This window comes from Mycolicibacterium vinylchloridicum (assembly GCF_013404075.1).
GTDB classification, from domain to species: domain Bacteria; phylum Actinomycetota; class Actinomycetes; order Mycobacteriales; family Mycobacteriaceae; genus Mycobacterium; species Mycobacterium vinylchloridicum.
The window spans coordinates 57,347-81,096 of record NZ_JACBJQ010000002.1 but is presented as its reverse complement, the minus strand read 5'-3'; the positions used below and the strand labels follow the sequence as shown (position 1 = coordinate 81,096).

31 protein-coding genes are annotated in these 23,750 nt (G+C 66.2%); 23 read left to right on the top strand and 8 right to left on the bottom strand.

All coding sequences use genetic code 11. From position 1 onward, the window contains the following. Positions 1–870 (bottom strand): amidohydrolase family protein, encoded by an 870-nt coding sequence (locus HPC46_RS02330; RefSeq protein WP_179466603.1) that lies wholly within the window; start codon positions 868–870, stop codon positions 1–3. Between the two features lie 225 nt (positions 871–1,095). Here HPC46_RS02330 and HPC46_RS02325 point away from each other — a divergent pair, with 225 nt between their 5' ends. The 14 genes from HPC46_RS02325 (at position 1,096) to HPC46_RS02260 (ending at position 11,493) form a co-directional block, all read left to right on the top strand. Next, entirely contained in the window at positions 1,096–1,668 is a 573-nt protein-coding gene (locus HPC46_RS02325) for a TetR family transcriptional regulator (protein ID WP_179466602.1), read from the top strand. A gap of 11 nt (positions 1,669–1,679) precedes the next feature. Beyond that, a complete protein-coding gene (locus HPC46_RS02320; protein WP_179466601.1) occupies positions 1,680–2,297 on the top strand; it encodes a TenA family protein in 618 nt (205 codons plus the stop codon). 354 nt (positions 2,298–2,651) lie between these two features. Then, entirely contained in the window at positions 2,652–4,133 is a 1,482-nt protein-coding gene (locus HPC46_RS02315) for an FAD-dependent monooxygenase (RefSeq protein WP_325096540.1), read from the top strand. Positions 4,134–4,189: 56 nt separating this feature from the next. Then, positions 4,190–5,020 carry a cutinase family protein gene (locus HPC46_RS02310; protein ID WP_179466599.1) on the top strand — a complete coding sequence of 277 codons (831 nt, stop codon included), beginning with the start codon at positions 4,190–4,192 and terminating at the stop codon, positions 5,018–5,020. 70 nt (positions 5,021–5,090) lie between these two features. Continuing rightward, entirely contained in the window at positions 5,091–5,846 is a 756-nt protein-coding gene (locus tag HPC46_RS02305) for an SDR family oxidoreductase (protein WP_179466598.1), read from the top strand. A 147-nt stretch (positions 5,847–5,993) separates the two neighbouring features. Then, positions 5,994–6,584: a sigma-70 family RNA polymerase sigma factor gene (locus HPC46_RS02300; protein ID WP_179466597.1), complete on the top strand. Its 591-nt coding sequence runs from the start codon at positions 5,994–5,996 to the stop codon at positions 6,582–6,584. After that, positions 6,581–7,315, top strand: coding sequence for an SDR family NAD(P)-dependent oxidoreductase (locus tag HPC46_RS02295; protein ID WP_179466596.1), 735 nt, complete (start codon positions 6,581–6,583; stop codon positions 7,313–7,315). Before HPC46_RS02300 ends, HPC46_RS02295 begins: the two co-directional genes overlap by 4 nt. 18 nt (positions 7,316–7,333) lie before the next feature. Beyond that, entirely contained in the window at positions 7,334–7,753 is a 420-nt protein-coding gene (locus HPC46_RS02290) for a cupin domain-containing protein (RefSeq protein ID WP_179466595.1), read from the top strand. A gap of 6 nt (positions 7,754–7,759) precedes the next feature. Continuing rightward, on the top strand, positions 7,760–8,650 hold the full coding sequence (locus HPC46_RS02285; protein ID WP_179466594.1) for a hypothetical protein: 891 nt from the start codon (positions 7,760–7,762) through the stop codon (positions 8,648–8,650). A 36-nt stretch (positions 8,651–8,686) separates the two neighbouring features. Beyond that, the gene (locus HPC46_RS02280) at positions 8,687–9,043 is read left to right on the top strand and encodes a VOC family protein (protein WP_005142101.1); all 357 of its coding nucleotides are present in this window, start codon (positions 8,687–8,689) and stop codon (positions 9,041–9,043) included. A 2-nt stretch (positions 9,044–9,045) separates the two neighbouring features. Beyond that, on the top strand, positions 9,046–9,447 hold the full coding sequence (locus HPC46_RS02275) for a nuclear transport factor 2 family protein (protein ID WP_179466593.1): 402 nt from the start codon (positions 9,046–9,048) through the stop codon (positions 9,445–9,447). Further along, on the top strand, positions 9,447–10,268 hold the full coding sequence (locus HPC46_RS02270) for an SDR family NAD(P)-dependent oxidoreductase (protein ID WP_179466592.1): 822 nt from the start codon (positions 9,447–9,449) through the stop codon (positions 10,266–10,268). Before HPC46_RS02275 ends, HPC46_RS02270 begins: the two co-directional genes overlap by 1 nt. A gap of 129 nt (positions 10,269–10,397) precedes the next feature. Continuing rightward, a complete protein-coding gene (locus HPC46_RS02265; protein ID WP_179466591.1) occupies positions 10,398–10,685 on the top strand; it encodes a hypothetical protein in 288 nt (95 codons plus the stop codon). A gap of 91 nt (positions 10,686–10,776) precedes the next feature. Next, positions 10,777–11,493, top strand: a complete 717-nt coding sequence (locus HPC46_RS02260; RefSeq protein WP_179466590.1) for an NUDIX hydrolase — start codon at positions 10,777–10,779, stop codon at positions 11,491–11,493. A 60-nt stretch (positions 11,494–11,553) separates the two neighbouring features. On the opposite strand, the gene sodN is transcribed toward HPC46_RS02260, so the two are convergent. Next, positions 11,554–11,976 carry a superoxide dismutase, Ni gene (sodN, locus tag HPC46_RS02255; RefSeq protein ID WP_005142095.1) on the bottom strand — a complete coding sequence of 141 codons (423 nt, stop codon included), beginning with the start codon at positions 11,974–11,976 and terminating at the stop codon, positions 11,554–11,556. 85 nt (positions 11,977–12,061) lie between these two features. Between sodN and HPC46_RS02250 the strand changes: the two genes are divergently transcribed. Genes HPC46_RS02250 through HPC46_RS02235 form a run of 4 tightly spaced genes read left to right on the top strand, consistent with a single transcriptional unit; the run spans position 12,062 to position 13,446 of the window. Beyond that, on the top strand, positions 12,062–12,337 hold the full coding sequence (locus HPC46_RS02250; protein WP_179466865.1) for a S26 family signal peptidase: 276 nt from the start codon (positions 12,062–12,064) through the stop codon (positions 12,335–12,337). Positions 12,338–12,376: 39 nt separating this feature from the next. After that, positions 12,377–12,550, top strand: coding sequence for a CsbD family protein (locus HPC46_RS02245; RefSeq protein ID WP_179466589.1), 174 nt, complete (start codon positions 12,377–12,379; stop codon positions 12,548–12,550). Positions 12,551–12,552: 2 nt separating this feature from the next. After that, the gene (locus HPC46_RS02240) at positions 12,553–12,705 is read left to right on the top strand and encodes a hypothetical protein (RefSeq protein ID WP_179466588.1); all 153 of its coding nucleotides are present in this window, start codon (positions 12,553–12,555) and stop codon (positions 12,703–12,705) included. A 21-nt stretch (positions 12,706–12,726) separates the two neighbouring features. Further along, a complete protein-coding gene (locus tag HPC46_RS02235; RefSeq protein ID WP_179466587.1) occupies positions 12,727–13,446 on the top strand; it encodes a 5'-methylthioadenosine/adenosylhomocysteine nucleosidase in 720 nt (239 codons plus the stop codon). A 6-nt stretch (positions 13,447–13,452) separates the two neighbouring features. Here the strand turns inward: HPC46_RS02235 and HPC46_RS02230 are convergent, their stop codons facing one another. Continuing rightward, entirely contained in the window at positions 13,453–15,993 is a 2,541-nt protein-coding gene (locus HPC46_RS02230) for a DEAD/DEAH box helicase (protein WP_179466586.1), read from the bottom strand. Then, complete coding sequence (locus HPC46_RS02225) at positions 15,990–16,937, bottom strand: lytic transglycosylase domain-containing protein (RefSeq protein ID WP_179466585.1); 948 nt, start codon at positions 16,935–16,937, stop codon at positions 15,990–15,992. The genes HPC46_RS02230 and HPC46_RS02225 overlap by 4 nt, the downstream gene beginning before the upstream one ends. 64 nt (positions 16,938–17,001) lie before the next feature. On the opposite strand from HPC46_RS02225, the gene HPC46_RS02220 reads away from it, so the two are divergent. Further along, positions 17,002–17,586, top strand: a complete 585-nt coding sequence (locus tag HPC46_RS02220) for a M15 family metallopeptidase (RefSeq protein ID WP_179466584.1) — start codon at positions 17,002–17,004, stop codon at positions 17,584–17,586. 21 nt (positions 17,587–17,607) lie between these two features. Here the strand turns inward: HPC46_RS02220 and HPC46_RS02215 are convergent, their stop codons facing one another. Further along, positions 17,608–18,468, bottom strand: a complete 861-nt coding sequence (locus HPC46_RS02215) for an alpha/beta fold hydrolase (RefSeq protein WP_179466583.1) — start codon at positions 18,466–18,468, stop codon at positions 17,608–17,610. A gap of 115 nt (positions 18,469–18,583) precedes the next feature. On the opposite strand from HPC46_RS02215, the gene HPC46_RS02210 reads away from it, so the two are divergent. The 3 genes from HPC46_RS02210 (at position 18,584) to HPC46_RS02200 (ending at position 21,455) form a co-directional block, all read left to right on the top strand. Next, positions 18,584–19,366 (top strand): maleylpyruvate isomerase N-terminal domain-containing protein, encoded by a 783-nt coding sequence (locus tag HPC46_RS02210; protein WP_179466582.1) that lies wholly within the window; start codon positions 18,584–18,586, stop codon positions 19,364–19,366. Continuing rightward, positions 19,363–20,052: a mycothiol-dependent nitroreductase Rv2466c family protein gene (locus HPC46_RS02205; RefSeq protein ID WP_179466581.1), complete on the top strand. Its 690-nt coding sequence runs from the start codon at positions 19,363–19,365 to the stop codon at positions 20,050–20,052. Before HPC46_RS02210 ends, HPC46_RS02205 begins: the two co-directional genes overlap by 4 nt. 119 nt (positions 20,053–20,171) lie before the next feature. Then, on the top strand, positions 20,172–21,455 hold the full coding sequence (locus HPC46_RS02200) for an HNH endonuclease signature motif containing protein (protein ID WP_179466580.1): 1,284 nt from the start codon (positions 20,172–20,174) through the stop codon (positions 21,453–21,455). On the opposite strand, the gene HPC46_RS02195 is transcribed toward HPC46_RS02200, so the two are convergent. Next, positions 21,452–21,754 (bottom strand): hypothetical protein, encoded by a 303-nt coding sequence (locus tag HPC46_RS02195; RefSeq protein ID WP_233716165.1) that lies wholly within the window; start codon positions 21,752–21,754, stop codon positions 21,452–21,454. The genes HPC46_RS02200 and HPC46_RS02195 overlap by 4 nt on opposite strands. A gap of 46 nt (positions 21,755–21,800) precedes the next feature. Here HPC46_RS02195 and HPC46_RS02190 point away from each other — a divergent pair, with 46 nt between their 5' ends. Next, positions 21,801–22,154 (top strand): VOC family protein, encoded by a 354-nt coding sequence (locus HPC46_RS02190; protein WP_179466578.1) that lies wholly within the window; start codon positions 21,801–21,803, stop codon positions 22,152–22,154. Between the two features lie 7 nt (positions 22,155–22,161). On the opposite strand, the gene HPC46_RS02185 is transcribed toward HPC46_RS02190, so the two are convergent. Together HPC46_RS02185 and HPC46_RS02180 are read right to left on the bottom strand one after the other, a co-directional pair. Continuing rightward, the gene (locus HPC46_RS02185) at positions 22,162–23,160 is read right to left on the bottom strand and encodes an esterase family protein (protein ID WP_179466577.1); all 999 of its coding nucleotides are present in this window, start codon (positions 23,158–23,160) and stop codon (positions 22,162–22,164) included. A 69-nt stretch (positions 23,161–23,229) separates the two neighbouring features. Then, positions 23,230–23,727, bottom strand: coding sequence for a DUF4262 domain-containing protein (locus HPC46_RS02180; RefSeq protein WP_233716164.1), 498 nt, complete (start codon positions 23,725–23,727; stop codon positions 23,230–23,232). Positions 23,728–23,750: the final 23 nt, after the last annotated feature.

Sequence of the window (23,750 nt, the reverse complement as noted above, 5' to 3'; positions counted from 1 at the left end):
TTAGTTCTCCAGTCCTAGAATTCGGGCGGCATTGCCGTACAAGAACTTCGGCCATACCTCGTCCTTGAACGGCACGTTGGGCATATCGCTGAAGATGCGTTCCAGAGACAGCCCCATCGGGAAGTACCCGGCGTAGATGATCTTGTCTGCGCCACGGGTGTTGGCGTAGTCGATGATCTCCCTGGGGTAGTACTTGGGCGCGAACGCCGACGTCGAGTAGTAGAGGTTGGGCCACTTGAGCATCAGTTTGACCGCGAGATCCTGCCACGGTTCGCAGCCGTGCCGGGTGACGAACACCAGGTCGGGGAAGTCGAACATCACGATGTCGATCCGCGAAACTTCCTGCGGCGCCATCGGAATCCGAGGTCCGGGAACGCCGGCGCAACAGAAGATCGGGATGCCGAGGTCGACGCACGTCGCGTAGACGGGGTACATCTTCGGGTCGTCGATCGGCACCTGGGGGAACGTGCCTGACGGGAAGCACGACACCGCACGGATTCCGTAGGTTTCGTACTCGCGGCGGATGGTGTTCACCGTCCCCATCACGTCGTTGGGGTCAGCGACGTTGCCCGACGGGATGAAGCGGTCGGGGAACATCTTGAGCGCGAGCTCCGCCGAGGAGCCCTCGCTCACGCCGATCATCGACTTCTCGATGCCGAACCGGTCCATCTGCTGCAGGAGCAGCGAGACGGGGTCGTCGGTGGGCAGGCCTTTGGGGACGTCTTTGAACATGTACTCGACCGGGAAGTCGAAGTCCTCTTTGGACTCGCGGTCCTTCGTCTGCTTGCGGATGAAGTCGTACTGAGCGGTTCCCTCGTGGGGAAAACCGATCATCGTGTCGATCACCGGCAGGCCAACCGGTCCGGCCATCGTGTCCTCCCATCGCCACGACGGACGCCGTCGCGAACTCTATCCTGAAACACGGTTCTACTTGATGTCAAGATTGGGATGGCCTTCTAGCTGGTGTAACCCCCATGTCATGGGGCATGATGTCGTAACATCGCAGAAGGCTGTTCTCGATAGGGAGGTGGCATCGTCAATACGCCAGTCTCCGATCTGGCATCGTCGAGCGGGCGCGTGTTCGCGCTCTCGGACATGACCAGCGGCCAATTGGCCCGCCGAGCCAAGATCATCGAAGAAGTGATCGGCCTGATCGGTGAGGTCGGCGCCGACGCCGTTCAGATGCGTGACGTGGCCCAGCGCTCTGAGGTGGCACTGGCGACTCTCTACCGCTACTTCAGTTCGAAAGAGAACCTTCTGGCCGCCGCGTTGGCCGATTGGCAGAAACGGTTGACCCGGCGGATTCTGGCCGGCGGCAGTGCCGCCGACAGCGACCCGTTACCCGGCGTCTTGGACTACCTGCGGCGTGCGCAGCGGGCCTTCAACCGCAATCCCGAGATGACGGCGCTGATGCTCCAGATGATGCGATCGACCGATCCGGAGGTGAAGGCGGCGATCGACGAGATGGAACGCACGAACGTCGAACTGTTCAACCGGCTGTTGACCGGCATTGCGCCCGAGCTCATTCCGAAGGTGAGCTTCGGCCTCAACGCCGCGCTGAGCGCCGCGCTCGCGGGGTTCCGCGCCAAAAGGTTGACCCTGGATGAATCGCTGGATCACGTCGAGTGGGTTGCCCGTGTGCTGCTGGCGGGGGCTCAGCCCGATTAGGCTCGGCAGACATGTCGCTGTCTGCTCAGCTGTGGTCCGATAATTCCGATCTGGCCGACGAGGTGTTGACACATCCCTTTGTCTGCGGTCTGGGCGATGGCTCGCTGCCCAGAGAGCGATTCGCGGGCTACCTCGCCCAGGACGCGTTCTTCCTCGAATCCTTCGCCCGTGCTTATGCTTTGGCGTTGTCGCGAAGTCCCGACACGCCGACATTACTGGTCCTGGCGGATCTGATCGCTGGTGTCCGGGAGGAGCTGGGACTGCACGCCTCCTACGCCGATTCGTGGGGTATCGAGATGTCCGACGTGAGGCCGCTGGCGGCAACATCGGCGTACACCGAATTCCTGCTGGCGACCGCGGCGACGCAGCAGGTCGGCGTCATCTATGCGGCCATGGCACCGTGTATGCGGTTGTATGCCTGGCTTGGTCAGTCACTCGACGCGGGCCGGGCCGGGCCGTACACCCAATGGGTACAGACGTATGCCGATCCGGAGTTCGAGGGCATCGCGCGGCTGCTTGAAGGTCTGCTCGATTCCCAAGCCGACGACACCCCCGTCGTGCGCAACGCCTACCGGCGCGCGATGCGATTGGAACTCGCGTTCTTCGAAGCGGCGTTTCACGGCGCCTAGAAGTCGGCGGGATCTTGCGTCTGGAGCAATCGAGGAGCTGGTTCCCCCGCTGCAGCCCGGCGAGGTGGTCGAATCAACCGGGGATCTCCGCGAACTCATCGACGGCGAGACCGTCGACTTGGAATGGGAGAGCCCAGGACAAGACGGCTATGACTTCCGTGCTGTGACGGTGCGGCCCCACGGGCGGACGCCGCCCCGGCGGATAGTCCGCCGTTACATGTCGTGAGGGCGATGGCGGGGGAACAACTCCCTGCCACCTTCAACATATAGCGCACAGGGGGGCTTGCGGCAAGACCCCGGGTGTGGCGCAAAATCGCTGCCCTGAGCCGAAATTCACTGCAAGGGGGCATGCGAGTGCGTCAATTGGAACGACAACACGCCGTGATCATCGCCGGGGGCGGGCCGACGGGACTGATGCTGGCCGGCGAGCTGGCGTTGGCCGGAGTGGACGTTGTCATCGTCGAGCGCCGCACGAGCCAAGATGTGCTCGGGCAGCGGGCCGGCGGCCTGCACAGCCGCACTATCGAGGTACTCGACCAGCGGGGGATCGCTGACCGGTTCCTGGCGGCTGGGCAGGCATTGCAAGTTGCCGGGTTCGCCCAGATCCGGCTGGACATCAGCGACTTTCCCACCCCGCACCCCTATGGGCTTGCGTTGTGGCAGAACGACATCGAACGGCTGCTCGCCGACTGGGCGGGTGAACGGGCGGTACCGATCTACCGTGGCCTCGAGGTGAGCGGCTTCGCCCAGGACTCCGACGGCGTTGACGTCGAACTTTCCGACGGTCGGACACTGCGGGCCCGGTATCTGGTCGGCTGCGACGGCGGACGAAGCCGAGTGCGCAAGGCCGCGGGTATCGACTTTCCCGGCTGGGACCCCACGACAAGCTATCTCATCGCACAGGTCGAAGTGCGTGACGAACCGCCCTTCGGTATCCGGCGCGATGCCATCGGCATTCACGGCCTCGACCGGCAGGGCGACGGCGAACCGGTGCGGGTCATGGTGACCGAACAGCAGTTGGGTCCGGCTACCGAACCCACACTGGACGATCTGAGCCGAGGCCTCATCGCGGTCTACGGAACCGACTTCGGGATACACAGTCCCACTTCGATTGCCAGGTTCACCGACGTCACGCGCCAAGCAGCGGCCTATCGCGATGGACGGGTCCTGCTGGCCGGCGATGCCGCTCACATCCATCACCCGGCGGGTGGGCAAGGCCTCAACACCGGTGTGCAGGATTCGGCGAACCTTGGCTGGAAGCTGGCTCAGGTGGTCAACGGCACTGCACCCGAGACCCTGTTGGACACCTACCATGCCGAACGGCACCCGGTGGCTGCGCGGGTACTGCAGACCACCATGGCACAGGTCGCGCTGCTGCGTACCGACGACCGATCAACGGCGTTGCACGCCAACGTCGCCGAACTGCTGAGCATGGAAGAGCCCCGAAAGTCGGTCGCGGCCCGGATGTCCGGTCTGGACATCCGCTACGACCTGGGCGACGGGCATCCGTTGCTCGGCAGGCGGATGCCCGATCTCGAATTGCGCACCGCCACGGGGCCGATTCGGGTCTTCACACTTCTACGCGACGCCCGTCCGGTGCTGATCGACCTCGGGGTGCCGGGAGGAGTCGATCTGACGGGCTGGACAGATCGAATTCGTTTGGTGCAGGCCGAATACGGCGGCAGCTGGGAGCTACCGGTGTCCGGCGTGGTGCAGGCCCCGACCGCAGTGCTGATCCGGCCCGACGGACACGTCGCCTGGGTGGGAGATGGATCTGCCGACGGGCTCGCTGACGCGTTCACCAGGTGGTTTGGCCCGCCCGCGGTGGCGGCGTAACGCAACGAGGGTCTCCGGGCGATCAACACTCTGACAAGTGTGGAGGGAAATTCGTTGTGACTGGGCGTGTGGGATCGGTCGTGCTGGCGGCAGGTATCGGACTGGCCGGGCTGGCCACCGGCACCGCATCGGCAGCGCCTGGTTGCGCCGACTTTCACTGGATCGGTGCGGCGGGATCCGGTCAACGGGATGCGGCGGGCCTGACCGCCAACGGCGGCATGGGCTCCGTGGTGTACCAGTCCTACCAACAGCTGAAAGCCCAGCTGGCGGCCGACGGCCACACGATCGACGCCGAAGCTGTGCAGTACCCCGCGGCGCCGGTCCCGCTGGAGGGTGGCGGGCTGAGCGGATGGCTGGGCTTCCTCGACAGCGTCGGTGACGGCACCGATGCCACCGCCGAGCAGTACACCGCCTACACCGAGCGCTGCCCCGACAGCAAGGTCGTGCTCGCCGGTTACTCGCAGGGTGCGATGGTCGTACACCGCAACCTGTACAAGCTCGCCGACGATCCGCGACTGGCGGCCGCGCTGTTGATCGCCGACGGCGACCGGCTGCCGACCGACACCACGATCAAACTGGGGTCGACCGCCGTCAGTCAGGGCCTCGGCGAGGGTGTCGCCCAGGAGCACTCGTTCCTGGCTTCGACCAACACCTCGCCGCTGCCGCCGTCGATCGGTACCCGCACCATCAGCGTCTGCGATGTCGGCGACCCGGTCTGCGATTACGACCCCGACAGCAAGGTGACTGCGGCGGCCATTGACATTCATACCGCGTACGCGCCCGCCCTCGGGGGTCCGCACGCCTGGGGCACTCCGCTCTACAGCCTCGTGACGGCCGCGCCGACGGAATCGGCGGTACAGCTGACTGCCAACACCGCCACTGGATGAGTTTCTGAGGACCGAGCCGTTCTGGCCGTCAGGGAGCTGACCAGCGCCCGCACGCCAGAAGGGACTCATCATGAAAATCGTCGTCATCGGTGGTACCGGCCTGATCGGATCGAAATTGGTGGCCGCCTTGTCCGCCCGCGGTCACGATGCCGTCGCCGCGGCCCCCTCGACCGGAGTGAACACGATCACCGGTGAGGGGCTCGCCGAGGTGATGTCGGGCGCCTCGGTCGTCGTCGACGTCTCCAATTCACCGGCGCTGGACGATTCGGCGATCGAATTCTTCCGCGCCGCCACGAACAACGTACTGGCCGCCGAGAAGAACGCCGGCGTGGGCCACCACGTTGTCCTGTCGGTGGTGGGCACCGCCGAGCTGGCCCGCCAGAGCGGGTACTTCCAGGCAAAGCTCTTGCAGGAGAAGCTGATCGGCGAAGGACCGATCCCGTTCTCGATCGTGCACGCCACCCAGTTCTTCGAGTTCGTCGACACCCTGGCCGATGCCGCGACCGTGGGCGACACCGTCGTGTACCCGCCCGCGTACTTCCAGCCGATGGCCGCGGCCGATGTGGCCGAAGGGGTGGCGATCACCGCCGTCGGCGACCCTGTGAACGGCGTCGTCGAGATCGGCGGCCCCGAAGCGGTCCTGCTTCCCGATCTCATCCGGACCGCGCTGACCGCCCGCGGGGACAGCCGCACCGTCGTGACCGATCCTGCCGCCCAGTACTGGGGGATCGACATCGGCGAGCGCACCCTGGTTCCAGGGACGGACGCCAGGCTCTTCGACACCCGGTTCGAGGATTGGCTGCTTGAAGCGGCCGCCAAGTCCTAGAACCGTCTCGGCGCGCTAGCCGGTACTGAGCACCGGTTAGCGCGCCGAGTTCGTGGCGTAGGAGGGACTACGGGTTTTCCAGGGTCCGCTCCGAGGCTGCCCCGGCGAGGCTGATTTCACCAGCCACCGCACCCGAGGAGACTTCTCATGACCGTCACTTCCGTTCCCCGGAAAACCGACCCAGAGGCGGCCGCGCGCTTCGCCCGCGATTCACAACCGCTGTTCGCCGCCCTGCTGCGCCGGGCCCGCGGGCTGACCAAGACCAGTGCGGACGCCGAGGATCTGGTGCAGGACACCCTGCTGCACGCGTTCATGGGCTACCACACGTTTCGGGCCGGAACCGACTTCAAGGCCTGGTTGTTCCGGATCCTCTACAACCGCTGGGTGAGCACCTACCGCGCCAGGCAGTGCAGGCCCGCGGAGGTGCCGGTCGACGAGATCACCGAGGGCGACCTGGCCGGCAGCGCGGCGCGATCGTCCACCGCGTCGCGGTCGGCGGAGGCAGAGGCGATGACCCGGCTGCCCGACCACGAGATCCGCTCGGCGATGGCCACCTTGCCGGCGACCTTCCGTACCGCCCTGTTCTACACCGAGGTCCAGGGCCACACCTACGCCGAGACCGCCACGATCCTCGAGGTCCCGCGCGGCACCGTGATGTCGCGGGTCTCCCGCGGCAGACAGCGGCTGCGCGTCGCGCTGGCCGAATCGGCGCACGCACCGATTGCCCAAATCGCATGACCGCCGCTACGACTGAGCTGACCGGACTGACCGCCCTGGTCACCGGTGGCACCGCAGGCATCGGGCTGGCCTGCGCGCGGCTGCTCGCGGGGGCCGGCGCCGCGGTGATCGTCACCGGCAGAGACCGGCGCCGAGGCGAGCTCGCTGTCGAACGCATCCCGGGCAGCCGGTTCATTGCGGCCGACCTCTCCGACTCGTCCTCGGTGGCCGCGCTTGTCGAACAAGCCGGCGACGTCGACATCCTGATCAACAACGCCGCGAGCTTTCCCGGGGCGGTGACCGTCGAACAGGATCTGGCGACTTTCGAGACGACGTTCGACACCAACGTGCGAGGCACCTACTTCCTGACCGCCGGGCTGGTTCCCGGGATGCTGCAACGGCGGCGGGGAAGCATCGTCAACGTCACGTCGATGGTGGCATCCAAGGGTGTCGGCGGAGCGTCCACCTATGGCGCATCCAAAGCTGCGGTGGAGTCGCTGACCCGTTCGTGGGCAGCCGAATTCGGACCACACGGCGTCCGTGTCAACAGTGTCGCGCCCGGACCCACGAGAACCGAAGGTGTCGAGGCCCAATGGGGCGACACCAATGCCGAGCTCTGCCGGGCGTTGCCGCTCGGCCGTACCGCCGACCCCGAGGAGATCGCCCAGGCGGTGCTCTTCCTCGCCTCACCACGAGCGAGCTTCATCACCGGCTCGACGCTGCACGCCGACGGCGGCGGAACCGCCGTCTGAGTCCGAAGGAGATCCGCCATGTCCAATGCCCATGACCCGCAGTGGGAGAACGCCCTGACCGTCGTGCAGGAGGTACACCTGCCGTTCATCCCGGACGGAGCCGACGTGATGACCGTCGTCATCGAATACCCGCCGGGCAGCGCCGGTGCGCCGCCACATCGCCATCCCAGCGGTCCCGCGTTCGGCTACATGCTGGAAGGCGAGATGCTCTTTGAACTCGAAGGGCAGCCGCCTCGTGTCATCTGCGCGGGCGAAGCGTTCTGGGAGCCCGGTGGCGACGTCATCCACTACTCGGACGCCAACAACCGGGACGACGTCAAGAGCCGGTTCGTCGTCACGATGGTGTGCGTCCCCGGCCGGCCCATGCTCGAACTCGTCGACGAGAAGGAACTGGCCGCTCGCAGCCATCTGCGGGTGCCGGCCACGGGAAGGGACTGAAATCCGATGTCGCGCATTCTGCTCCAGACCACGATCACCGCACACCCCGATGACTGGGATATCGCCCGCTTCTCGCTGCTGGCCGCCGAGCTGCGCGCCGCCGGGCACGACGTGGTCGCCCGCAATCGTGCCCGTGACGGCGACGACCCGGTGCTCAGCCACCTCGACGACGGGCCCTTCGACCAGCTGTGGCTGATGGCGGTCGACACCGGCGACGGACTGACCGACAACGAGGCAGAGGCCATCACGCGGTTTCGCCGGGCCGGCGGCGGCGTGCTGACCGCCCGCGACCACCAGGACCTGGGTTGCTGCCTGACCCGGCTGGGATCAGTGGGACAGCTCAACGAGTTTCAGGACGTCACCGTCGACCAGAGCCACCTCTGCGACGACCAGGACACCCCGACGATCTCGTGGCCCAATTACCACTCCGGGGCCAACGGCGACTGCCAGCCGGTATTCGCGCAGGCGCCGGTACACCCGCTGCTGCGTACGGCGCGGACGACCAGCGGCCGGATCGAATGGTTTCCCGCTCATCCCCACGAGGGTGCGGTCCTGGCGAACGGTCCGTGTGCCACGGTCGTGGCCCAGGGGCGGAGCAGTGCCAGTGGTCGGTACTTCAACCTCGCCGTCGCGATCGAGGACGAGACCGCATCCGACGGCACCCCGATGGGCCGGGTGGTGGCTGAATCGACATTCCACCATTTCGCCGACTACAACTGGGATTTGACCAGTGGTGCACCCTCATTCGTCAGTGAGCCGCCGGGCGCTCAGATCCAGGACGATCCGGACCGACTGGTGGTCTTCAAGGATTACGTCCGCAATCTCGCCGATTGGTTGCATCCGAATACCCGGACCTGTCTCGACGTGGAGCAGTTGGCTCCGGCCGCCCTGTCGTAGGGTGACGTCTGGGTGCTTCAGACACAGGAGGCAATAGTGAGCGACCACGAAGTCAAGATGATCATCCTGTCCACCGACAACTTGGATGAGTCGATCAAGTTCTACGGCGACACCCTGGGCATGGGAGTGAAATTCAGCGACGGCACCCATTTCGCCGCACTGGACGGCGGTCCGATCACCCTCGCGCTGGCGACCGAGATCGACCACCCGATCCCCGGACAGGTCGTCGTCGGGATCAAGACCGCCGATGTCGATGCGGCGGCCAAAGCGGTCGAGGCGGCCGGCGGCGGGATCGTGAAGGGCCCGTACGACGACGCGCACGAGCGCCGCGCCGTGGTCTACGACCCCAAGGGCAACGGGCTCGTCTTCTACAGCCCGCTCGCGCCCAAGTAAGCATGAGCGAGCTGCAGGACCGCCAGGACATCTCGGACCTTCTGATCCGCTACGCCACGGGTATCGACCGCCGCGACTGGGATCTGTTCCGCACCGTGTTCACCCCTGATTGCCGGCTCGACTACGGCGAGATCGGGGTGTGGGACGGCGTCGAGGCGGTCACCGAGTTCATGGATGTCGCGCACCGCGAAGCCGGCTATCTGATGCATCGCATCAGCAACATCGTGATCGACGTGCAGGGCGACCGGGCAGTGACCCGCTGCTACGTCGATGCGTGGATCATGGCTGCCGACAACAAGTCCGGCGTGAATGCCAGAGGCTTCTACGACGACGAGATCGTCCGCAGCGACGCCGGCTGGCGCATTGCGCGGCGTACGTTCACCACGGTGCAGGTGGTGTACTGATGAGCGAGGACTTCTCGGGCAGGTACGGCCCCTGGGCGCTGATCGCCGGCGCGTCGGACGGTGTGGGTGCGGCCTTCGCCGACGCCCTGGGCTCGCGCGGGGTGAACGTGGTGCTACTCGCGCGGCGCCAAGCGGTTCTCGATCAGGTCGCAGCTGGCATCCGTGACCGCCATGGTGTCGAAACCAGAACGCTCGCAGTGGATCTCGCTGCTCCTGGGGCAGCGTTGGCGGTCGCCGACGGCACCGCGGATCTGGAGGTCGGGTTCCTGGTGTACTGCGCCGGTGCCGACCCGGACTTCCGGCACTTCCTGTCCAACTCGATTGGCGCCGCAGAGTCGATGGTGCAACGCAATTGTGTTGTCCCCATGCAGCTATGCCATCACTTCGCCGCCGGAATGGTCGAGCGAGGCCGGGGCGGCATCGTGATCTTCGGCTCCGGCGCGGGTTTTATCGGCGGCCCCAACATGGTGGCCTACGGGGCATCGAAGGCCTTCGACATGGTGTTCGCCGAGGCTTTGTGGAGCGAACTGCACAGCAAGGGCGTCGATGTGATCGGGCTGATCCTCGGCAAGACCGACACCCCCGCGCTACGCAAGCTCGAACACCAGCGTGGCACGCTCGGTTCCGAAGACGAGTCTCCGGCTGACGCGGTACCGGTCAGTGACGTGGTAGCCGAGGCGTTCGCCAATCTCACGAACGGGCCGACAGTGCTCGTCGGTGAGCAGATACGCGGAGTCTCCCAACTTCTGGCCTCGATGAGCCGCAACGACGCCGCCCGGCTGATGGCCGAGATGATCTCTCGGGCAATGGGTGCGGACTAACCCGAGACGGTGACATCTGACCTGATCAATACGTCAGAGGTTTATCGATTGCGGATCTGGATAGCTATTAGCCGTACCAGGCACATGGTCATCGAAGCACGACCACCGCAACGATTGGAGCACCAAGTCATGAGGTTGACTCACATTGTCGCCGGAGCCGCTGTCACCGGTGGATTGGCCGCCAGCGCACTGGGATTGAGCGCAGCAACCGCGGCCGCCGATCCGGGGTGGATGCCGCCGCCAGGGCCTGTTCAGCCCGCGCTCCCGCCGGCCGGACCCGATGCCGGAACACCGCCGGCGTGGGCACCGCCGAAGCCTGTTGATCCGACCTGGGCCGCAGGTAACAAGCAGGTGTGGGACGAGGGTTGGAACCACTGGGGCGTGTGGGTGAACAACGTCTTCATTCCCACCTACTGATCTCTGCGCGACGCCGCGGGGGATGCCATCTGATCGCCTGGGTGTTGGCACCCCGCGGCGCTCGTAATCGCGCAGTATCTAGGGTCGAAGGGTGACGATCACCTATGACGATGCGCTGCGGGATCAGATCCGCGGTCACCTGAGGGCTCACGACCGCCGTGCGGTGACCGATCCCACGAAGCGGCACGCCGCCGTCGCGGTGGTACTCGTCGACTCGGAAGCGGGAGAGGACCGGGTCGATCCGGCGCCCGTCGACGACTGGATCGCGGGCCGGCCGATGGAACCGGGACTCGACGGCCGCATGATCGGCGTATCCGGAGGTGCGGCATTCCTGCTGTGCCGCAGAGCGTCTCGCCTGAACGCTCATGCCGCCCAGTGGGCGCTTCCCGGCGGCCGGCTTGATCCAGGGGAGACCGCCGTTGACGCAGCACTGCGGGAACTCGACGAAGAGGTGGGTGTCCGTTTGCCGGAGTCGTCGGTGCTGGGCTTGCTCGACGACTATCCGACCCGCTCGGGCTACCTCATCACGCCGGTGGTCGTCTGGGGTGGCGGGCGGCTTGATCCTCGGCCGGCTCCCGACGAGGTGGTCGCGGTCTACCGGGTGGGGCTGCACCAGCTGCAGCGGCCGGACTCGCCGCGATTCATCACGATTCCGGAAAGCCCGCGCCCGGTGGTCCAAATGCCGCTGGGCAACGACCTCATTCATGCGCCGACGGGAGCTGTACTGCTCCAGCTGCGATGGCTGTGCCTGGAAGGTCGCCACGACCCGGTCGACGAACTCGAGCAGCCGCTGTTCGCCTGGAAATAGGGCCGCAAGACAGAAGTACCGCGCGGCCACAGGTGACCGCGCGGTACTGGGAACGAGTCGTCAGGCGGGCGGGTAAACGCCCATGTCCTTGGCCTTCTCGGTCTTCCAGAAGATCTCGGAGATCTTGTCGATGGTCGCGAGCAGCTTTTCGGCCTCGGCGACGTCGGTCGACTTCTTGACCTCGCCGGCACCGTGGATGCCGTCCCAGAACAGCTGGTGCAGCTCCGGGAATTCCTTGAAGTGCGCCGGACCGAAGAAGTCGGCCCACAGCACCATCAGGTGATGCTTGACCTCTTCGGCGCGCTGCTCCTTGATGATGATGGCGCGTGTCCGGAAGTGGTCGTCGTCGGAGTCGTTGTACTTCTTGAGTGTCTTGAGGCACGACAGCGCCTCGATCTTGGCCTGGGCGGGGTCGTAGACGCCGCAATACAGGTCGCAGTGAGCGTGGGCAGGGGTGGCGTTGGCGAAGAGTCTCTGCAGCATGGCCCTAACTTACCCTTTCAAGATGGGCGAAAACCATGGGCTCCGGTCCTGGCCGTTGCGCCGTTTTCTGGTAGTCGAGGACTCCATGCGCCCGACGCTTCGCCCAGGTGACGGGCTGTTGTCGGTGCGGGGCGGGAATCCCCGTCCGGGCCAGCTCCGGGTCTTCCGCGATCCCACGTTGTCGACCCGGTGGCTCGTCAAGCGTGTCGGTGAGGTGCGCGGCCGCGGCGCCGCCGCCACGTTCCAAGCGTGCTCGGACAATCCCCGAGCACCCGGTGTCGTCGACTCGCGCCAATTCGGCTGGGTTCCGGCGGCCGGCTCCTATCGCGTGGTCTGGACGGTCCGCGGGCGGGAACGTTGAGGTGCGTTTCGCTTGCGGGATACCGAGGTACATAGACGCATGGGTATCTCAGACAAGATCAGCAATAAGGTCGACGACGTTGCCGGTAAGGCGAAAGAGGGCGTCGGCAAGGCCACCGGCGACAAGAGCACCGAAAACGAAGGCAAGATCGACCAGGCCAAGTCCAGCCTCAAGGACGCCGGCGAGAAGATCAAAGACGCCTTCAAGAACTGATCGTGGAGCTGAGTAATCAGCCTCCGGCCACGCCGGTGGACGCCAGGAAAGCGAGCGAAGAGCAGCGCATCCTGTCCGAACAGCTCGATCACCAGGACGACGATCCTGCGGGTCCCGGCAAGGTCGACAGACACCAGATCGCCGACGAGACGTAGCTCGTCAGTCAGACTGGGCGCGTGCCCATCGGACTGATCTGCGCCATCCCGCAAGAACTCGCGCACCTGCGCACGCTGCTGCTCGATGCGGCCCCGGTGCAGTCGGCTCACACCGAGTTCGTCACCGGAACGCTGGACGGTTATGACGTCGTGCTGGCCGGTTCGGGCATGGGCAAGGTCAACAGCGCGCTCGTCGCGACCGTGCTGGCAGACCGATTCGGCTGCGGCACAATAGTTTTCTCTGGTGTCGCAGGTGGTCTCGACCCTGAGCTGAAGGTCGGCGACGTGGTGATCGCCGACCGGGTGATCCAGCACGACGCCGGGCTGATCGAAGACGACCGGCTGCAGACCTACCAGCCCGGGCATGTGCCGTTCATCAACCCCACCGATCGGCTCGGCCATCCGGTCGACGACGATCTGCTGGCACGAGTTCGCGAACGGCTCCGCGGCTTCACGCTGCCGACGGCGGCCATTCGGTTCGGCACCGTGTTGTCGGGCGATCAGTATCTGCACTGCGAGGTGACCAGGGAGCGGTTGCAGCGCGACTTCGGCGGCCTTGCCGTGGAGATGGAGGGCGGCGCCGTCGCTCAGGTCGCCGACGCGTTCGGGGTGCCCTGGCTGGTCATCCGGGCGCTCTCGGATCTGGCCGGCCACGATTCGCGCTTCGACTTCCTCGCGTTTGTCGACGACGTCGCCGCGACTTCGGTGGCGATCCTGCGCCGCCTGCTGCCCGTGCTCTAGGGGCCGTCAGTCCATCCGCCCGGCGTCGACCAGTCGCAGGACCGCGACCCCCTGTTCATCCGAGGCGCGTAGGTCCACTTCGACGTCGAAGCCCCAGTCGTGGTCGCCGGCCGGATCGTCGAGGATCTGGCGTACCCGCCAGACATCGGGCTGGCGGTCGATGACCAGAAGGGCGGGACCGCGGGCGTCGGCACCTGTGCCCAGGTCGTCGTGCTCGGCGAAGTAGTCGTCGATGACGTCCGCCCAGCGCTGCGCCGTCCATCCGGATCCGGCATCCAGTTCCCCGAGTTCGTGCCAGCGGCGCCGGGCGAACAGTTCTACCCGCCGGAACAACGCATTGCGGACCATCGCGGTGAACGCCCGGGTGTTGCCGGTCAGCGGGCGTGGGGGAGCCGGGACTGCCACCGCCTCGTGTGGCTGATCGGGACTGGTGAGCTCTTCCCACTCGTCCAGCAGACTCGAATCCACCTGTCGCACAAGCTCTCCGAGCCACTCCACGATATCGGTGAAGTCTTCGGTCCGTGCGGCGGCGGGGACCCCGGACCGCAGCGCCTTGAAGGCGTCCGAAAGATAACGCAGGACAGCTCCCTCGGAGCGGTTCAGGCCGTAGGCGCTGACGAATTCCCGGAAGCTCAACGCCCGCTCCCACATCTCGCGCACCACCGACTTCGGTGAGAGCCGGCCGTCCGCGGCCCAGGGGTTGGTTTGCAGGTACGTCTCGAAGGTCTGCTGGATCAGCTCGTCGAGCGGCTTCGGATAGGTGATCTCGTCCAGCAGGGCGATCCGCTCGTCGTATTCGATGCCCTGGGCCTTCATCTCGGCGACGGCTTCGCCTCTGGCCTTTTTCAGCTGGGCGGCCAGGATCTGGCGCGGGTCCTCCAGGGTGGCTTCGATGACGGAAACGACGTCCAGGGCAAACGTTTCGCTATCCGGATCCAGAACCTCGATCGCGGCAAGGGCGAACGTGGACAGCGGTTGATTCAGTGCGAAGTCCGCGGGTAGGTCCACGGTCAGCCGGTAGCGGCGCCCGTCGGTCTCGGGTTCGTCCAACCGCTCGAGCACGCCGGCCTGTAGAAGCGAGCGAGCGATGCCGACCGCCTCGCGGATGTGCCGGAGCTGTCGTTTGCGTGGTTCGTGGTTGTCGGTCAGCAGCCGGCGCATCGCGAGAAACGGATCACCGGGCCGGTCGACGACGTCGAGGATCATGGCCGTCGTGACCCGCATGTTGCTCGTCAGCGGCTCGGGCGAGGCCGGGACCAACCTGTCGAGTGTGGCCTCGCTCCACGGCACCATCCCCTCGGGTGCCTTGCGGCGCACCAGTTTTCGTCGCTTCTTGGGATCGTCGGCCACTTTGGCGAACTGCTTGAGATTCTCCACCTCGTGGTCGGGCGCCTGCACGACGACGGTGCCTGCGGTGTCGTAGCTGGCCCGACCGGCCCGTCCGGCGATCTGGTGGAACTCGCGGGCGCTGAGCAGGCGGCTGCGGGTCCCGTCGTACTTCGACAGCGCCGAGAAGACGACGGTCCGGATCGGTACGTTGATGCCCACGCCGAGGGTGTCGGTGCCGCAGATGACCTTTAACAGCCCGGCTTGGGCGAGCTGTTCCACCAAGCGCCGGTACTTGGGCAGCATCCCGGCATGGTGGACACCGATCCCGTGCCGGACCAGCCGCGACAGTGTGGTACCGAAGGCCGTGGTGAACCGGAACCCGCCGATCATGTCGGCGATCGCGGCTTTGTCTTCCTTGGAGCTCACGTTGACGCTCATCAATGCCTGCGCCCGCTCGAGCGCCGATGCCTGGGTGAAATGGACGACGTAGATCGGCGCCCGTTTGGTGTCGAGGAGGTCCTGGATCGTCTCGTGCATCGGGGTGGTCGCATAGGAGTAAAACAGCGGGACTGGGCGTTCGGCATTCGCGACCAGCGCCGTGGCGCGCCCGGTGCGGCGGGTCAGGTCCTCGCGCAGCGCTGTCACGTCACCGAGAGTGGCTGACATCAGCAGGAATTGGGCGTTCGGCAGTTCCAGCAGCGGTACCTGCCAGGCCCAGCCGCGGTCGGGATCACCGTAGAAATGGAATTCGTCCATGACCACGAAACCGATGTCGGCGTGTTCGCCTTCGCGCAGCGCGATGTTGGCCAGGATCTCGGCGGTGCAGGCGATGACCGGAGCGCCGGCGTTGACCGCCGCATCGCCGGTGAGCATCCCGACATTGGCGGGCCCGAAGACATCGCAGAGCGCGAAGAACTTCTCGCTGACGAGCGCCTTGATCGGAGCGGTGTAGTAGCTGCGAGTTCCGGCCGCGAGCGCCGCGTAGATCGCACCGGTGGCCACCAGCGACTTGCCCGAGCCGGTCGGCGTGGCCAGTACGACGTTGGCGCCGCTGACCAGTTCGATCAGCGCCTCTTCTTGCGCCGGGTACAGCGCGGTGCCGCTGGCCTGGGACCACGCCGCGAACGACGCGAACACCTCATCGGGGTCGTCGCCCAGTCCCCGCAGGATGGACAGGTCGCTCGGATCGTCGATCAGGGCGGGGCCACGCTCCGTCACTGCGGGTGCGACGCCAGATATTCGCCGACCGGGATCGGCGCCTCGGCGACATAGCCGATCGGCAGGACGACGTCGCCGTCGACGGTCACGCAATACACGTCCCAACGGTAGAACCCGGCGAACGAGGCGGGATCGTCGGCCAGCACCGCCGCATAGTCGTTGACGGCTGCCACGTACTGGTCGGCGTGGTTGTAGCGGTAGATCGCGTGATCGGGATCGGCGGCGAAGTTGTTGGCGGCCAGGTAGCGCCCGGCGGCCATGATGCTGTCGCGCGGCGAGCGGATGTCCCCGCCGTCGCCGTAGGCGGCGAAGGTCGACGGGAGGAACTGCATGGGGCCGTCGGCACCGGCGGTGCTCAGGCCCACGATGCTGCCGAAGCGGGTCTCGATCAGATTGATCGCGGCCAGGTAGTTCCAGCCGACGCCGCTGGCCGCTTCGGCCTCCCGGTAATAGCCCAGCAGCTCGTCAGCCGGGGCCGGCACCACGATGCGCCAGGCCGGCAGGGTGTCGCGCAGGTGCGCCATCGCGGCGAGCTGACGCCGGGCGTCGACGTTGCGGTCGTAGGCCGGGGTCAGTGCGGCCGGAATCTTCGGGCGGATGATGCCGTCCCATTCGGGATGGCGACCGATCGCGCGATAGGCGACCTGCTGGCGTCGGGCGGCGGCCACCAGCGCCGGCTCGGGCGTCGACGGGTCGCGGATTGCCAATTCGTCGGCGATCAGATCGTCGGCGACCTGTGCCGGATCGGATGCCAGCCGGGGTTGGGCGCCGACGGGCACCGCGTCGGCGGCGGGCTGACTCGGCGAGTCGAGCGCCACGGCCGGCACCGACGACGTGGGCGAGTGGGGTGCCGTCGAGGCCACCGGAGGTGCCGGTGAGGGTGCGCAGGCAGCCACAGCCAGCAGGGCCGTGGCGGTCACGAGAATCCGGAGGCGGGTGCGCACTGCTGCAGTCTGTCGTACTGCGACGACCAGGACAACGGATTGGGTCTGCGATGATGGGGAGATCATGCGATTGGAATTCAGCGTCGTCACGGCCGGAATCCTGGGCGTGGCCACGACAGCGGCGATTGCATCGGGCGCGGCCGGTCTGCCGGTCCGGGAGCCGCGAATCTCGTTGGCCGACAACACCGTCAGCGTCGATCCGCCGGCCGTCGCCGCCGGTGACGGTTCGCTTGCCGACGGTCAGAACCTCACGCCGTTCGACGTGCAGAACCCCGCTGTCGGACGCCTTGATCCGCAGCTGCTGACCGCGATCCAGCAGGCCGCCACCGCGGCGTCGGCCGACGGCATCACGATGACGATCACCTCGGGATGGCGCTCGCCGGAGTTCCAGCAGCGTCTGCTCGACAGCGCCATCGCGCAGTACGGCAGCTTCGCCGCCGCGCGCCAATTTGTGCAGACCCCCGAGGCGTCCAAACATGTCATCGGCGAGGCGGTGGACGTCGGCGGTGTGGGTGCTGACCAGTGGCTGATGGCCAACGGTGCGCGGTTCGGGCTGTGCCGGATCTATGCCAACGAGGTCTGGCATTTCGAGCTGGCCACCGACACCGCAGGCAATTGCCCGCCGCTACTACCCGACGCCGCGGGTTAGCACCTGAACTCGTTCGCGTCGTTATTGCGGTGGGCCGACCCAGTCCGTGATCAGCGCATTGACACGCGCCGGGTCCTCGAGGTGCATGAAGTGGCCAACGCCGGCAATGCGTTCGTAGCGCGAGCCGGCGGGCAGCGTCGCCGGGTAGGCATCGGCGATCGCGGCTTGCATGCAGCCGTCGTCGTCGCCGTGCAGATACAGGGCCGGTGCTTTCGGGGCGATCGTGAAGGTGTCAATCAGGCCGCGCCGGAGATTGTCGCGGTAGTAACGCAACGCAGCGCGCCGCCGAGCCGGATCCGGCAGGGCGCGGAAGACGTGCGCGATGTCTTCGCTGGCGTCGTAGCCCGGTGACCAGTCGCGCCAGAGCTTCGGGATCACGCGCCCCAGCCCGCGCTCAGAACCGGGTAGCTGGTTGTAGAGGAAGTACCAGCTCATGCGCGACTGGCGGAGGCCGATCGGGAGAGTGCTCAACTTTGTGAAGAGTTTGACCAACGCCGCCGTCGGCGGAACCGCCAGGCAGACATAGCTACGGAAGCGGTCGGGCGCGCGGTCGGTGACCGCCCATGTCGCCACCGCGCCCCAGTCGTGACCGATGAGGATGGAATCGTCACTGCCGCCGAGTGCGGTGTGCAGTGCAAGGATGTCGGCGGCCTGGTCGGCGACGAGGTAGGAGTCGTTCGGCGCGAAGTCCGTCGGTGCATACCCGCGCGTGAAAGGCGCTACAGCGCGGTAGCCCATGGCGGCCAGCTTCGGTCCGAGATGGCGCCAGGTGTGCGCGGTATCGGGATAACCATGCACCAGCAATGCAAGCGGCGCATCGCGATCACCCCATGCGAAGGCGGTGAAACCCAGGCCGTTTGCGTCTATCCGCAGCTGCTCCATGAGTTGAGATTACCGTTCTCAAAATCTGGGGCCGGGAGTGGTTGTCCGACCGCCGCGGGCTGAATAACTCCCGATCAGGCCCCGGCTGCCCGCCGCACGTAGTTGGATCGGAACCATGAGGAGTCTGGACGAAATCCGCGCCGCCCTGGAGGCCTGCTACACCGCGATCGAGGGACTGTGCGCCGACCTGAGCGACACCGACTGGAAGGCGCAGTCGCTGTGCCCGGACTGGGACATGCGCGGAGTGGTCCAGCACGTCACCAGCATCGAAGCGGTCATGGCCGGGTGGCTGCCACAGGACGACAAGACGCCGCCGCCGTTCGAGCGGGCGGCTGAATTCCTGGCCGGCACTGACGATCCGGCGGTTCTGACGCGAAAGGTGCACGCCGTCTTCGCCGACCGGCGCCGCGATCTGAGCGCGCTGACCGCGGCCGACCTGGACCGTCCGTCGTGGATGCCCGTCGGCCCCGGCACCTACGGGCGGTTCCTGGAGATCCGGGTCTTCGATTTCTGGGTCCACGTTCGCGACGTCACGATTCCGCTGGGTCAGGAGACCGACGACGGCGGGCTGACCGCGGAGCTGGCGCTGGCAGAGGTGGAAAGCTCGATCGGCTACATCGCGGGTAAGAAGATCGGCGTTCCTGACGGCAGCAGCATCGCCTTCCAGCTGACCGGCCCGCTGGTTCGCGAGATCGACGTCGTCGTCAATGGCCGTGCCAAAAAGGTTGACCACCTTGACAATCCGACGGCCACACTGACCACGGATTCCACCACGTTCATCATGCTCGCCTGCGGACGCATCGATCCGCAGGCCCAGATCGACTCCGGTGCGGTCAGCTGGTCCGGGGACGCCGAGCTCGGTGAGCGCGCCGCCCGCAACCTGAGGTTCACGATGTGACCAAGCTCGAGTCCGTCGATTTCCACTTCGACATCATGTGCCCGTACGCCTACCAGACATCGCGCTGGATCCGAGAGGTGCGCGACCGCACCGGGCTGGTGGTGAACTGGCGGTTCTTCAGCCTCGAGGAGATCAACCGCCAGGAAGGTAAGAAGCACCCGTGGGAGCGGGAATGGTCCTACGGCTGGTCGATGATGCGGATCGGGGCCCTGTTGCGGCGCCAGTCGATGGCCGACGTGGAAGCCTGGTACCAATGCGCGGGCCAGGCCCTCCACGTCGACGGGCACAAGCCGCACGACCCCGCGGTGGCCCGACATCTCCTCGCCGAGCTCGGCTTCGACCCGGCTCTGGTCGACCAGGCGATCGCCGACCCCAGCACTGGTGACGAGGTACTCGCCGACCACCAACGCGTGGTGGCGGCCGACGGCTACGGCGTACCGACGCTGTTCTTTCCTGACGGGCAATGCCTTTTCGGGCCGGTGCTCATCGACCCGCCGACCGGGGACGCAGCGGTGCGGCTGTGGGACGCCGTCGTGGCGTGGACTGAGTTTCCGCATCTGTACGAGCTTCAGCGGCCCAAGACCTCAGCCGACGAACAGGCGATCGGCGAGACGTTCCGCCCGTACCTGGAAGCGCGCGACTGGGTATCGATCAACCGCGGTGAGGTCATCAGCTTCGGGGATTAGGGCCGCCCAGTTCGGTCGAGTTCCGTTCCAGGCGAACACGTTATCCCCAGTCTCGGGTTCATCCCCAGGCTGGCTCTGCGCCGATTTTTCTGTCGGCGGCGGGAAGTAGTGTTTCGAACATGGGTTCGATCAATGTGGCGTTAGATGCGCTCGACGCCGCGGTCGAACTCGTGGCTGCCGCGGATATCGAGGAGCTGCCCGCCCCGGAACGCTTCGCCGCCCTCGAGCGGCTGGAAAGCGCGGTGCGCCGCCAGGTCGCGGTCTCCCATGAGCAGATCACCCATCTCGAGCGCTATGAGGGCTGCCCGCCGATCTCGTTCGTGCTGGCCGATGTGTTGCGGATCAGCCGCACCGCCGCCAAGCGCCGCATCCGCGATGCCGAACAACTCTCGCCACGGACCACGTTGACCGGCGAGCCGCTGGCACCGTTGCTGCCCGAGACGGGGAAGGCCTGGAATGCCGGCCTTCTCGACGCTGAGCATGTGCGGGTGATTCAGAAGTTCTTCCGGGAGCTGCCCGATCACGTCGGGCCGGTCGAGGCGGAGAAGGCCGAACGCACCCTGGCCCAGCACGCCCAGAGCATGCGGCCCGATCAGTTGGAAAAGATCGCCGATCGACTCGCGACGCACCTCAACCCCGACGGGAAGTTCTCCGAGGAAGACCGGGCCCGCAAGCGCGGCTTCTTGTGGACCGGCGGGCAGCGCCCGGACGGGATGAGTGTGGGGAAGGTGGTGGCCACCCCGCAATTGCGCGCCGAGCTGGATGCCGTGTTCGCCAAACTCGCCGCCCCCGAGCCCGACGACCTCCGTAGCCACAGCCAACGCCAACACGATGCCCTCTCCCAGCTGGTGCGTGACCGTCTGGGGGATCCGAAACTCGGCCAGCACAACGGCCTTCCGGTCACGATGATTGTCACCACCACCCTGCAAGACCTCCAGAAGGGTGCCGGCCACGCGGTGACCGCGGGTGGGACGTTGATCCCGATCTCGGATCTGATCCGGATGAACGCTCCGGCGAACAAGTATCTGGCGGTGTTCGACGGTGTCACCGGGCGATCACTGTGGCTGGGCCGGTCCAAGCGGCTGGCGTCGGCTGATCAGCGGATCATGCTGCTGGCCAAATATCGGGGCTGCACCGCACCGGGTTGCACGGTCAACGGCTACAACAGCCAGGTCCACCACGCCACACAAGACTGGAAAGACGGCGGCACCACCGACATCGACCACCTCACCCTGGCTTGCAAATGCGACAACCTGCTGATCGAGAACCACGGCTGGGAAACCCACCAACTGCCCAATGGTCAAACCCACTGGAGCCCACCACCCGACGTGCCGCTGCGCGGTGGCACCAACGACTTCCATCATCCTGAGCGCTTCCTGCCGGAAGATGACGAAAAAGATTAGTCGTCGTTCTCATTCGACGGATCCGACAGCGACAACCGGAAGATCAACGACAACAACCACAAGATGATCACCGCGGAGATGATGTCGAACCATTTGAACGGGTAGAACGCGCCGTCGATCGACAGCACCAGGACGACCTCGACCAACCCGAACACCGCCAGGAATGCACCGATCCGCCAGCGACTCAAGCCTCGATGTCGTTGTGTGCGGCGCAATTCCACCGCGAGGGTGAGCAGAAGGAGCGGCATCACCTGCGCCAGCGTGGCCGCGGTTCTGCTGTCCACCAGAACAATTGTCATGGGATGCGCCATGCGTCCGCCTCCTGTCAGTGGCAGTGTGCCATGCATGCGTATCAACCGGATCATCGCCGACCTGGTGGTCACCGACCTCGAGGCGGCCAAGAGCTTCTACACCGATTACCTGGGGCTCACAGACGAAGAGTTCAACCTCGGCTGGGTGGCCCGTTACACCTCTCCCGAGACGGGCGCCAATGTGCAGCTGCTCACCAGAGACGAGACCGCGCCCGAGGTGCCGGTCGTCTCGGTGCTGACCCAGGATGTCGACGAGGCCTACGAACAAGCTTGTGCGCGTGGCTACGAGATCGTTCACCCGCTGACGACGGAGTCGTGGGGAGTGCGGCGGTTCTTCGTGCGCGATCCGGGCGGCAACGTGCTCAACGTGGTGGGGCACCCGGACTGAGTGCGGGCTAAGCGGTCGGCGTTGCGCCCAGCACCCGCTGCAGGTCACCCTTCATCGCTTGCAGCTGTGCGCCCCAGTAGCCCCAGCTATGGGTTCCGCTTGGCGGGAAATTGAACACCGCATTGCGCCCGCCGGCGGCCAGATACTTGCGCTGGAATTCCTTGTTGGTGTCCAGGGTGATGTTCTCGAGGTAACCCGCGGTGAACAGCCCGCCGAAGGTGGGGTCGTCGGTGTTGTCCAACTCGGACGGTGCGCCGGTGCCGCAGTAGATCCACACCGCGGTGCCGTTGGCCACGAGTCGTCCGACGTTGACCATCGGGTCGTTGCGTTGCCAGGCCGGATCGTTCCTCGGGCCCCACATGTCGGTGGACCGATACCCACCGCCGTCCTTCATGGCCAGGCCGATCAGTGTCGGCCACAGGCCCAGTGACGGGTTGAGGAACCCGGAAAGCGAAGCGGCGAAGATGAATTGCTGAGGATGCCAAATGGCCAGCGTCAGAGCGGCACTGCCCGACATCGACAGGCCGACGACCGCGTTGTTGATCGGAGTGATCGCCTTGTTGAGCGCCAGCCACGCCGGCAGCTCCTGCGTCAGAAAGGTCTCCCATTTGAAGGTGAGCGTCCCGTTGGAGCCAGCCGCGGGCTGGTACCAGTCGCTGTAGAAGCTCGATTGGCCGCCGACGGGCATCACCAGCGACAGCCCGGATTGGTAGTACCACTCGAAGGCCGCGGTGTTGATGTCCCAGCCGTTCTCGTCGTCGCGGGCGCGCAGGCCGTCCAGCAGGTACACCGCGTGCGCGCCGCCGCCCTGGAACTGGATACGGATATTGCGGCCCATCGACGGTGACGGCACGTCGAGGGCCTCGACCGGCAGGCCCGCGCGCGAGTAGCCGCCGGCCGGTGCCGTCTGGCCGGCAAGGCCCGCCGCCCCGGGAATCAGCAGCCCCACCGTCGTGACAACCGCGAGCCGCTGCATCCAGCGGACCGCAGCTCGCACCGAGGTCATCACGCCAGCAAGGTAGCAGCGCAACCGCTTTCGTCCTGGTCTGGCACACCTGCCGTAATGGCTTTGTGATCAGGCGGCCCGAGCGCGCACCCCCAACACCGGTTGGCGACTCTCGCGGTCGCAGAAGTCGGCGGCCCATGGCCAGCGACCGCGGCCGTCCGCCCATACCAGTTGCAACGCACGAATGGGGCCGTACAAGGCGACCGCGAACCCCATGTGCGCGTCGGGATGCTCGACCTCGACGACCTCCAGCATCGGACAGCCGCAGAGAGTGAACTGTTGCCCGGCGGTGAGCTGCACGCCCCGGAGCAGATGTTCGGCCGACCCGTTGAGCACCCGAAGGGCACGTTGCGGTGAGACGTTGGTGATCAGCAGCTCGGGAACGCCGTAGTCGGTCAATCCAATCGTGTACGCGAACGGCAGTTGTGGGGACTCGACGTATTGCACGGTCCAGCCACGCCGCTGGATCTTTCCGCGCACCTCGTCGAGGTAGTCGGCGATGGTGCGGTCCGGATGGTCGCATATCCAGCACATGGCGTGGCCCCTTTCGTTGCGTACCGACACCATGCACCGAGGGTCCGACAGAATTC

Bases quoted from the DNA above. Each gene is read 5' to 3' on its own strand.
- HPC46_RS02200 (WP_179466580.1), top strand. From the start codon at position 20,172: ATGGGTTCGATCAATGTGGCGTTAGATGCGCTCGACGCCGCGGTCGAA.
- HPC46_RS02305 (WP_179466598.1), top strand. From the start codon at position 5,091: ATGAAAATCGTCGTCATCGGTGGTACCGGCCTGATCGGATCGAAATTG.
- HPC46_RS02290 (WP_179466595.1), top strand. From the start codon at position 7,334: ATGTCCAATGCCCATGACCCGCAGTGGGAGAACGCCCTGACCGTCGTG.
- HPC46_RS02210 (WP_179466582.1), top strand. From the start codon at position 18,584: ATGAGGAGTCTGGACGAAATCCGCGCCGCCCTGGAGGCCTGCTACACC.
- HPC46_RS02275 (WP_179466593.1), top strand. From the start codon at position 9,046: ATGAGCGAGCTGCAGGACCGCCAGGACATCTCGGACCTTCTGATCCGC.
- HPC46_RS02300 (WP_179466597.1), top strand. From the start codon at position 5,994: ATGACCGTCACTTCCGTTCCCCGGAAAACCGACCCAGAGGCGGCCGCG.
- HPC46_RS02190 (WP_179466578.1), top strand. From the start codon at position 21,801: ATGCGTATCAACCGGATCATCGCCGACCTGGTGGTCACCGACCTCGAG.
- HPC46_RS02265 (WP_179466591.1), top strand. From the start codon at position 10,398: ATGAGGTTGACTCACATTGTCGCCGGAGCCGCTGTCACCGGTGGATTG.
- HPC46_RS02245 (WP_179466589.1), top strand. From the start codon at position 12,377: ATGGGTATCTCAGACAAGATCAGCAATAAGGTCGACGACGTTGCCGGT.
- HPC46_RS02180 (WP_233716164.1), bottom strand. From the start codon at position 23,727: ATGGTGTCGGTACGCAACGAAAGGGGCCACGCCATGTGCTGGATATGC.
- HPC46_RS02325 (WP_179466602.1), top strand. From the start codon at position 1,096: ATGACCAGCGGCCAATTGGCCCGCCGAGCCAAGATCATCGAAGAAGTG.
- HPC46_RS02270 (WP_179466592.1), top strand. From the start codon at position 9,447: ATGAGCGAGGACTTCTCGGGCAGGTACGGCCCCTGGGCGCTGATCGCC.
- HPC46_RS02220 (WP_179466584.1), top strand. From the start codon at position 17,002: ATGCGATTGGAATTCAGCGTCGTCACGGCCGGAATCCTGGGCGTGGCC.
- HPC46_RS02330 (WP_179466603.1), bottom strand. From the start codon at position 870: ATGGCCGGACCGGTTGGCCTGCCGGTGATCGACACGATGATCGGTTTT.
- HPC46_RS02285 (WP_179466594.1), top strand. From the start codon at position 7,760: ATGTCGCGCATTCTGCTCCAGACCACGATCACCGCACACCCCGATGAC.
- HPC46_RS02195 (WP_233716165.1), bottom strand. From the start codon at position 21,754: ATGACAATTGTTCTGGTGGACAGCAGAACCGCGGCCACGCTGGCGCAG.
- sodN (WP_005142095.1), bottom strand. From the start codon at position 11,976: ATGCTGCAGAGACTCTTCGCCAACGCCACCCCTGCCCACGCTCACTGC.
- HPC46_RS02185 (WP_179466577.1), bottom strand. From the start codon at position 23,160: ATGACCTCGGTGCGAGCTGCGGTCCGCTGGATGCAGCGGCTCGCGGTT.
- HPC46_RS02250 (WP_179466865.1), top strand. From the start codon at position 12,062: ATGCGCCCGACGCTTCGCCCAGGTGACGGGCTGTTGTCGGTGCGGGGC.
- HPC46_RS02215 (WP_179466583.1), bottom strand. From the start codon at position 18,468: ATGGAGCAGCTGCGGATAGACGCAAACGGCCTGGGTTTCACCGCCTTC.
- HPC46_RS02320 (WP_179466601.1), top strand. From the start codon at position 1,680: ATGTCGCTGTCTGCTCAGCTGTGGTCCGATAATTCCGATCTGGCCGAC.
- HPC46_RS02295 (WP_179466596.1), top strand. From the start codon at position 6,581: ATGACCGCCGCTACGACTGAGCTGACCGGACTGACCGCCCTGGTCACC.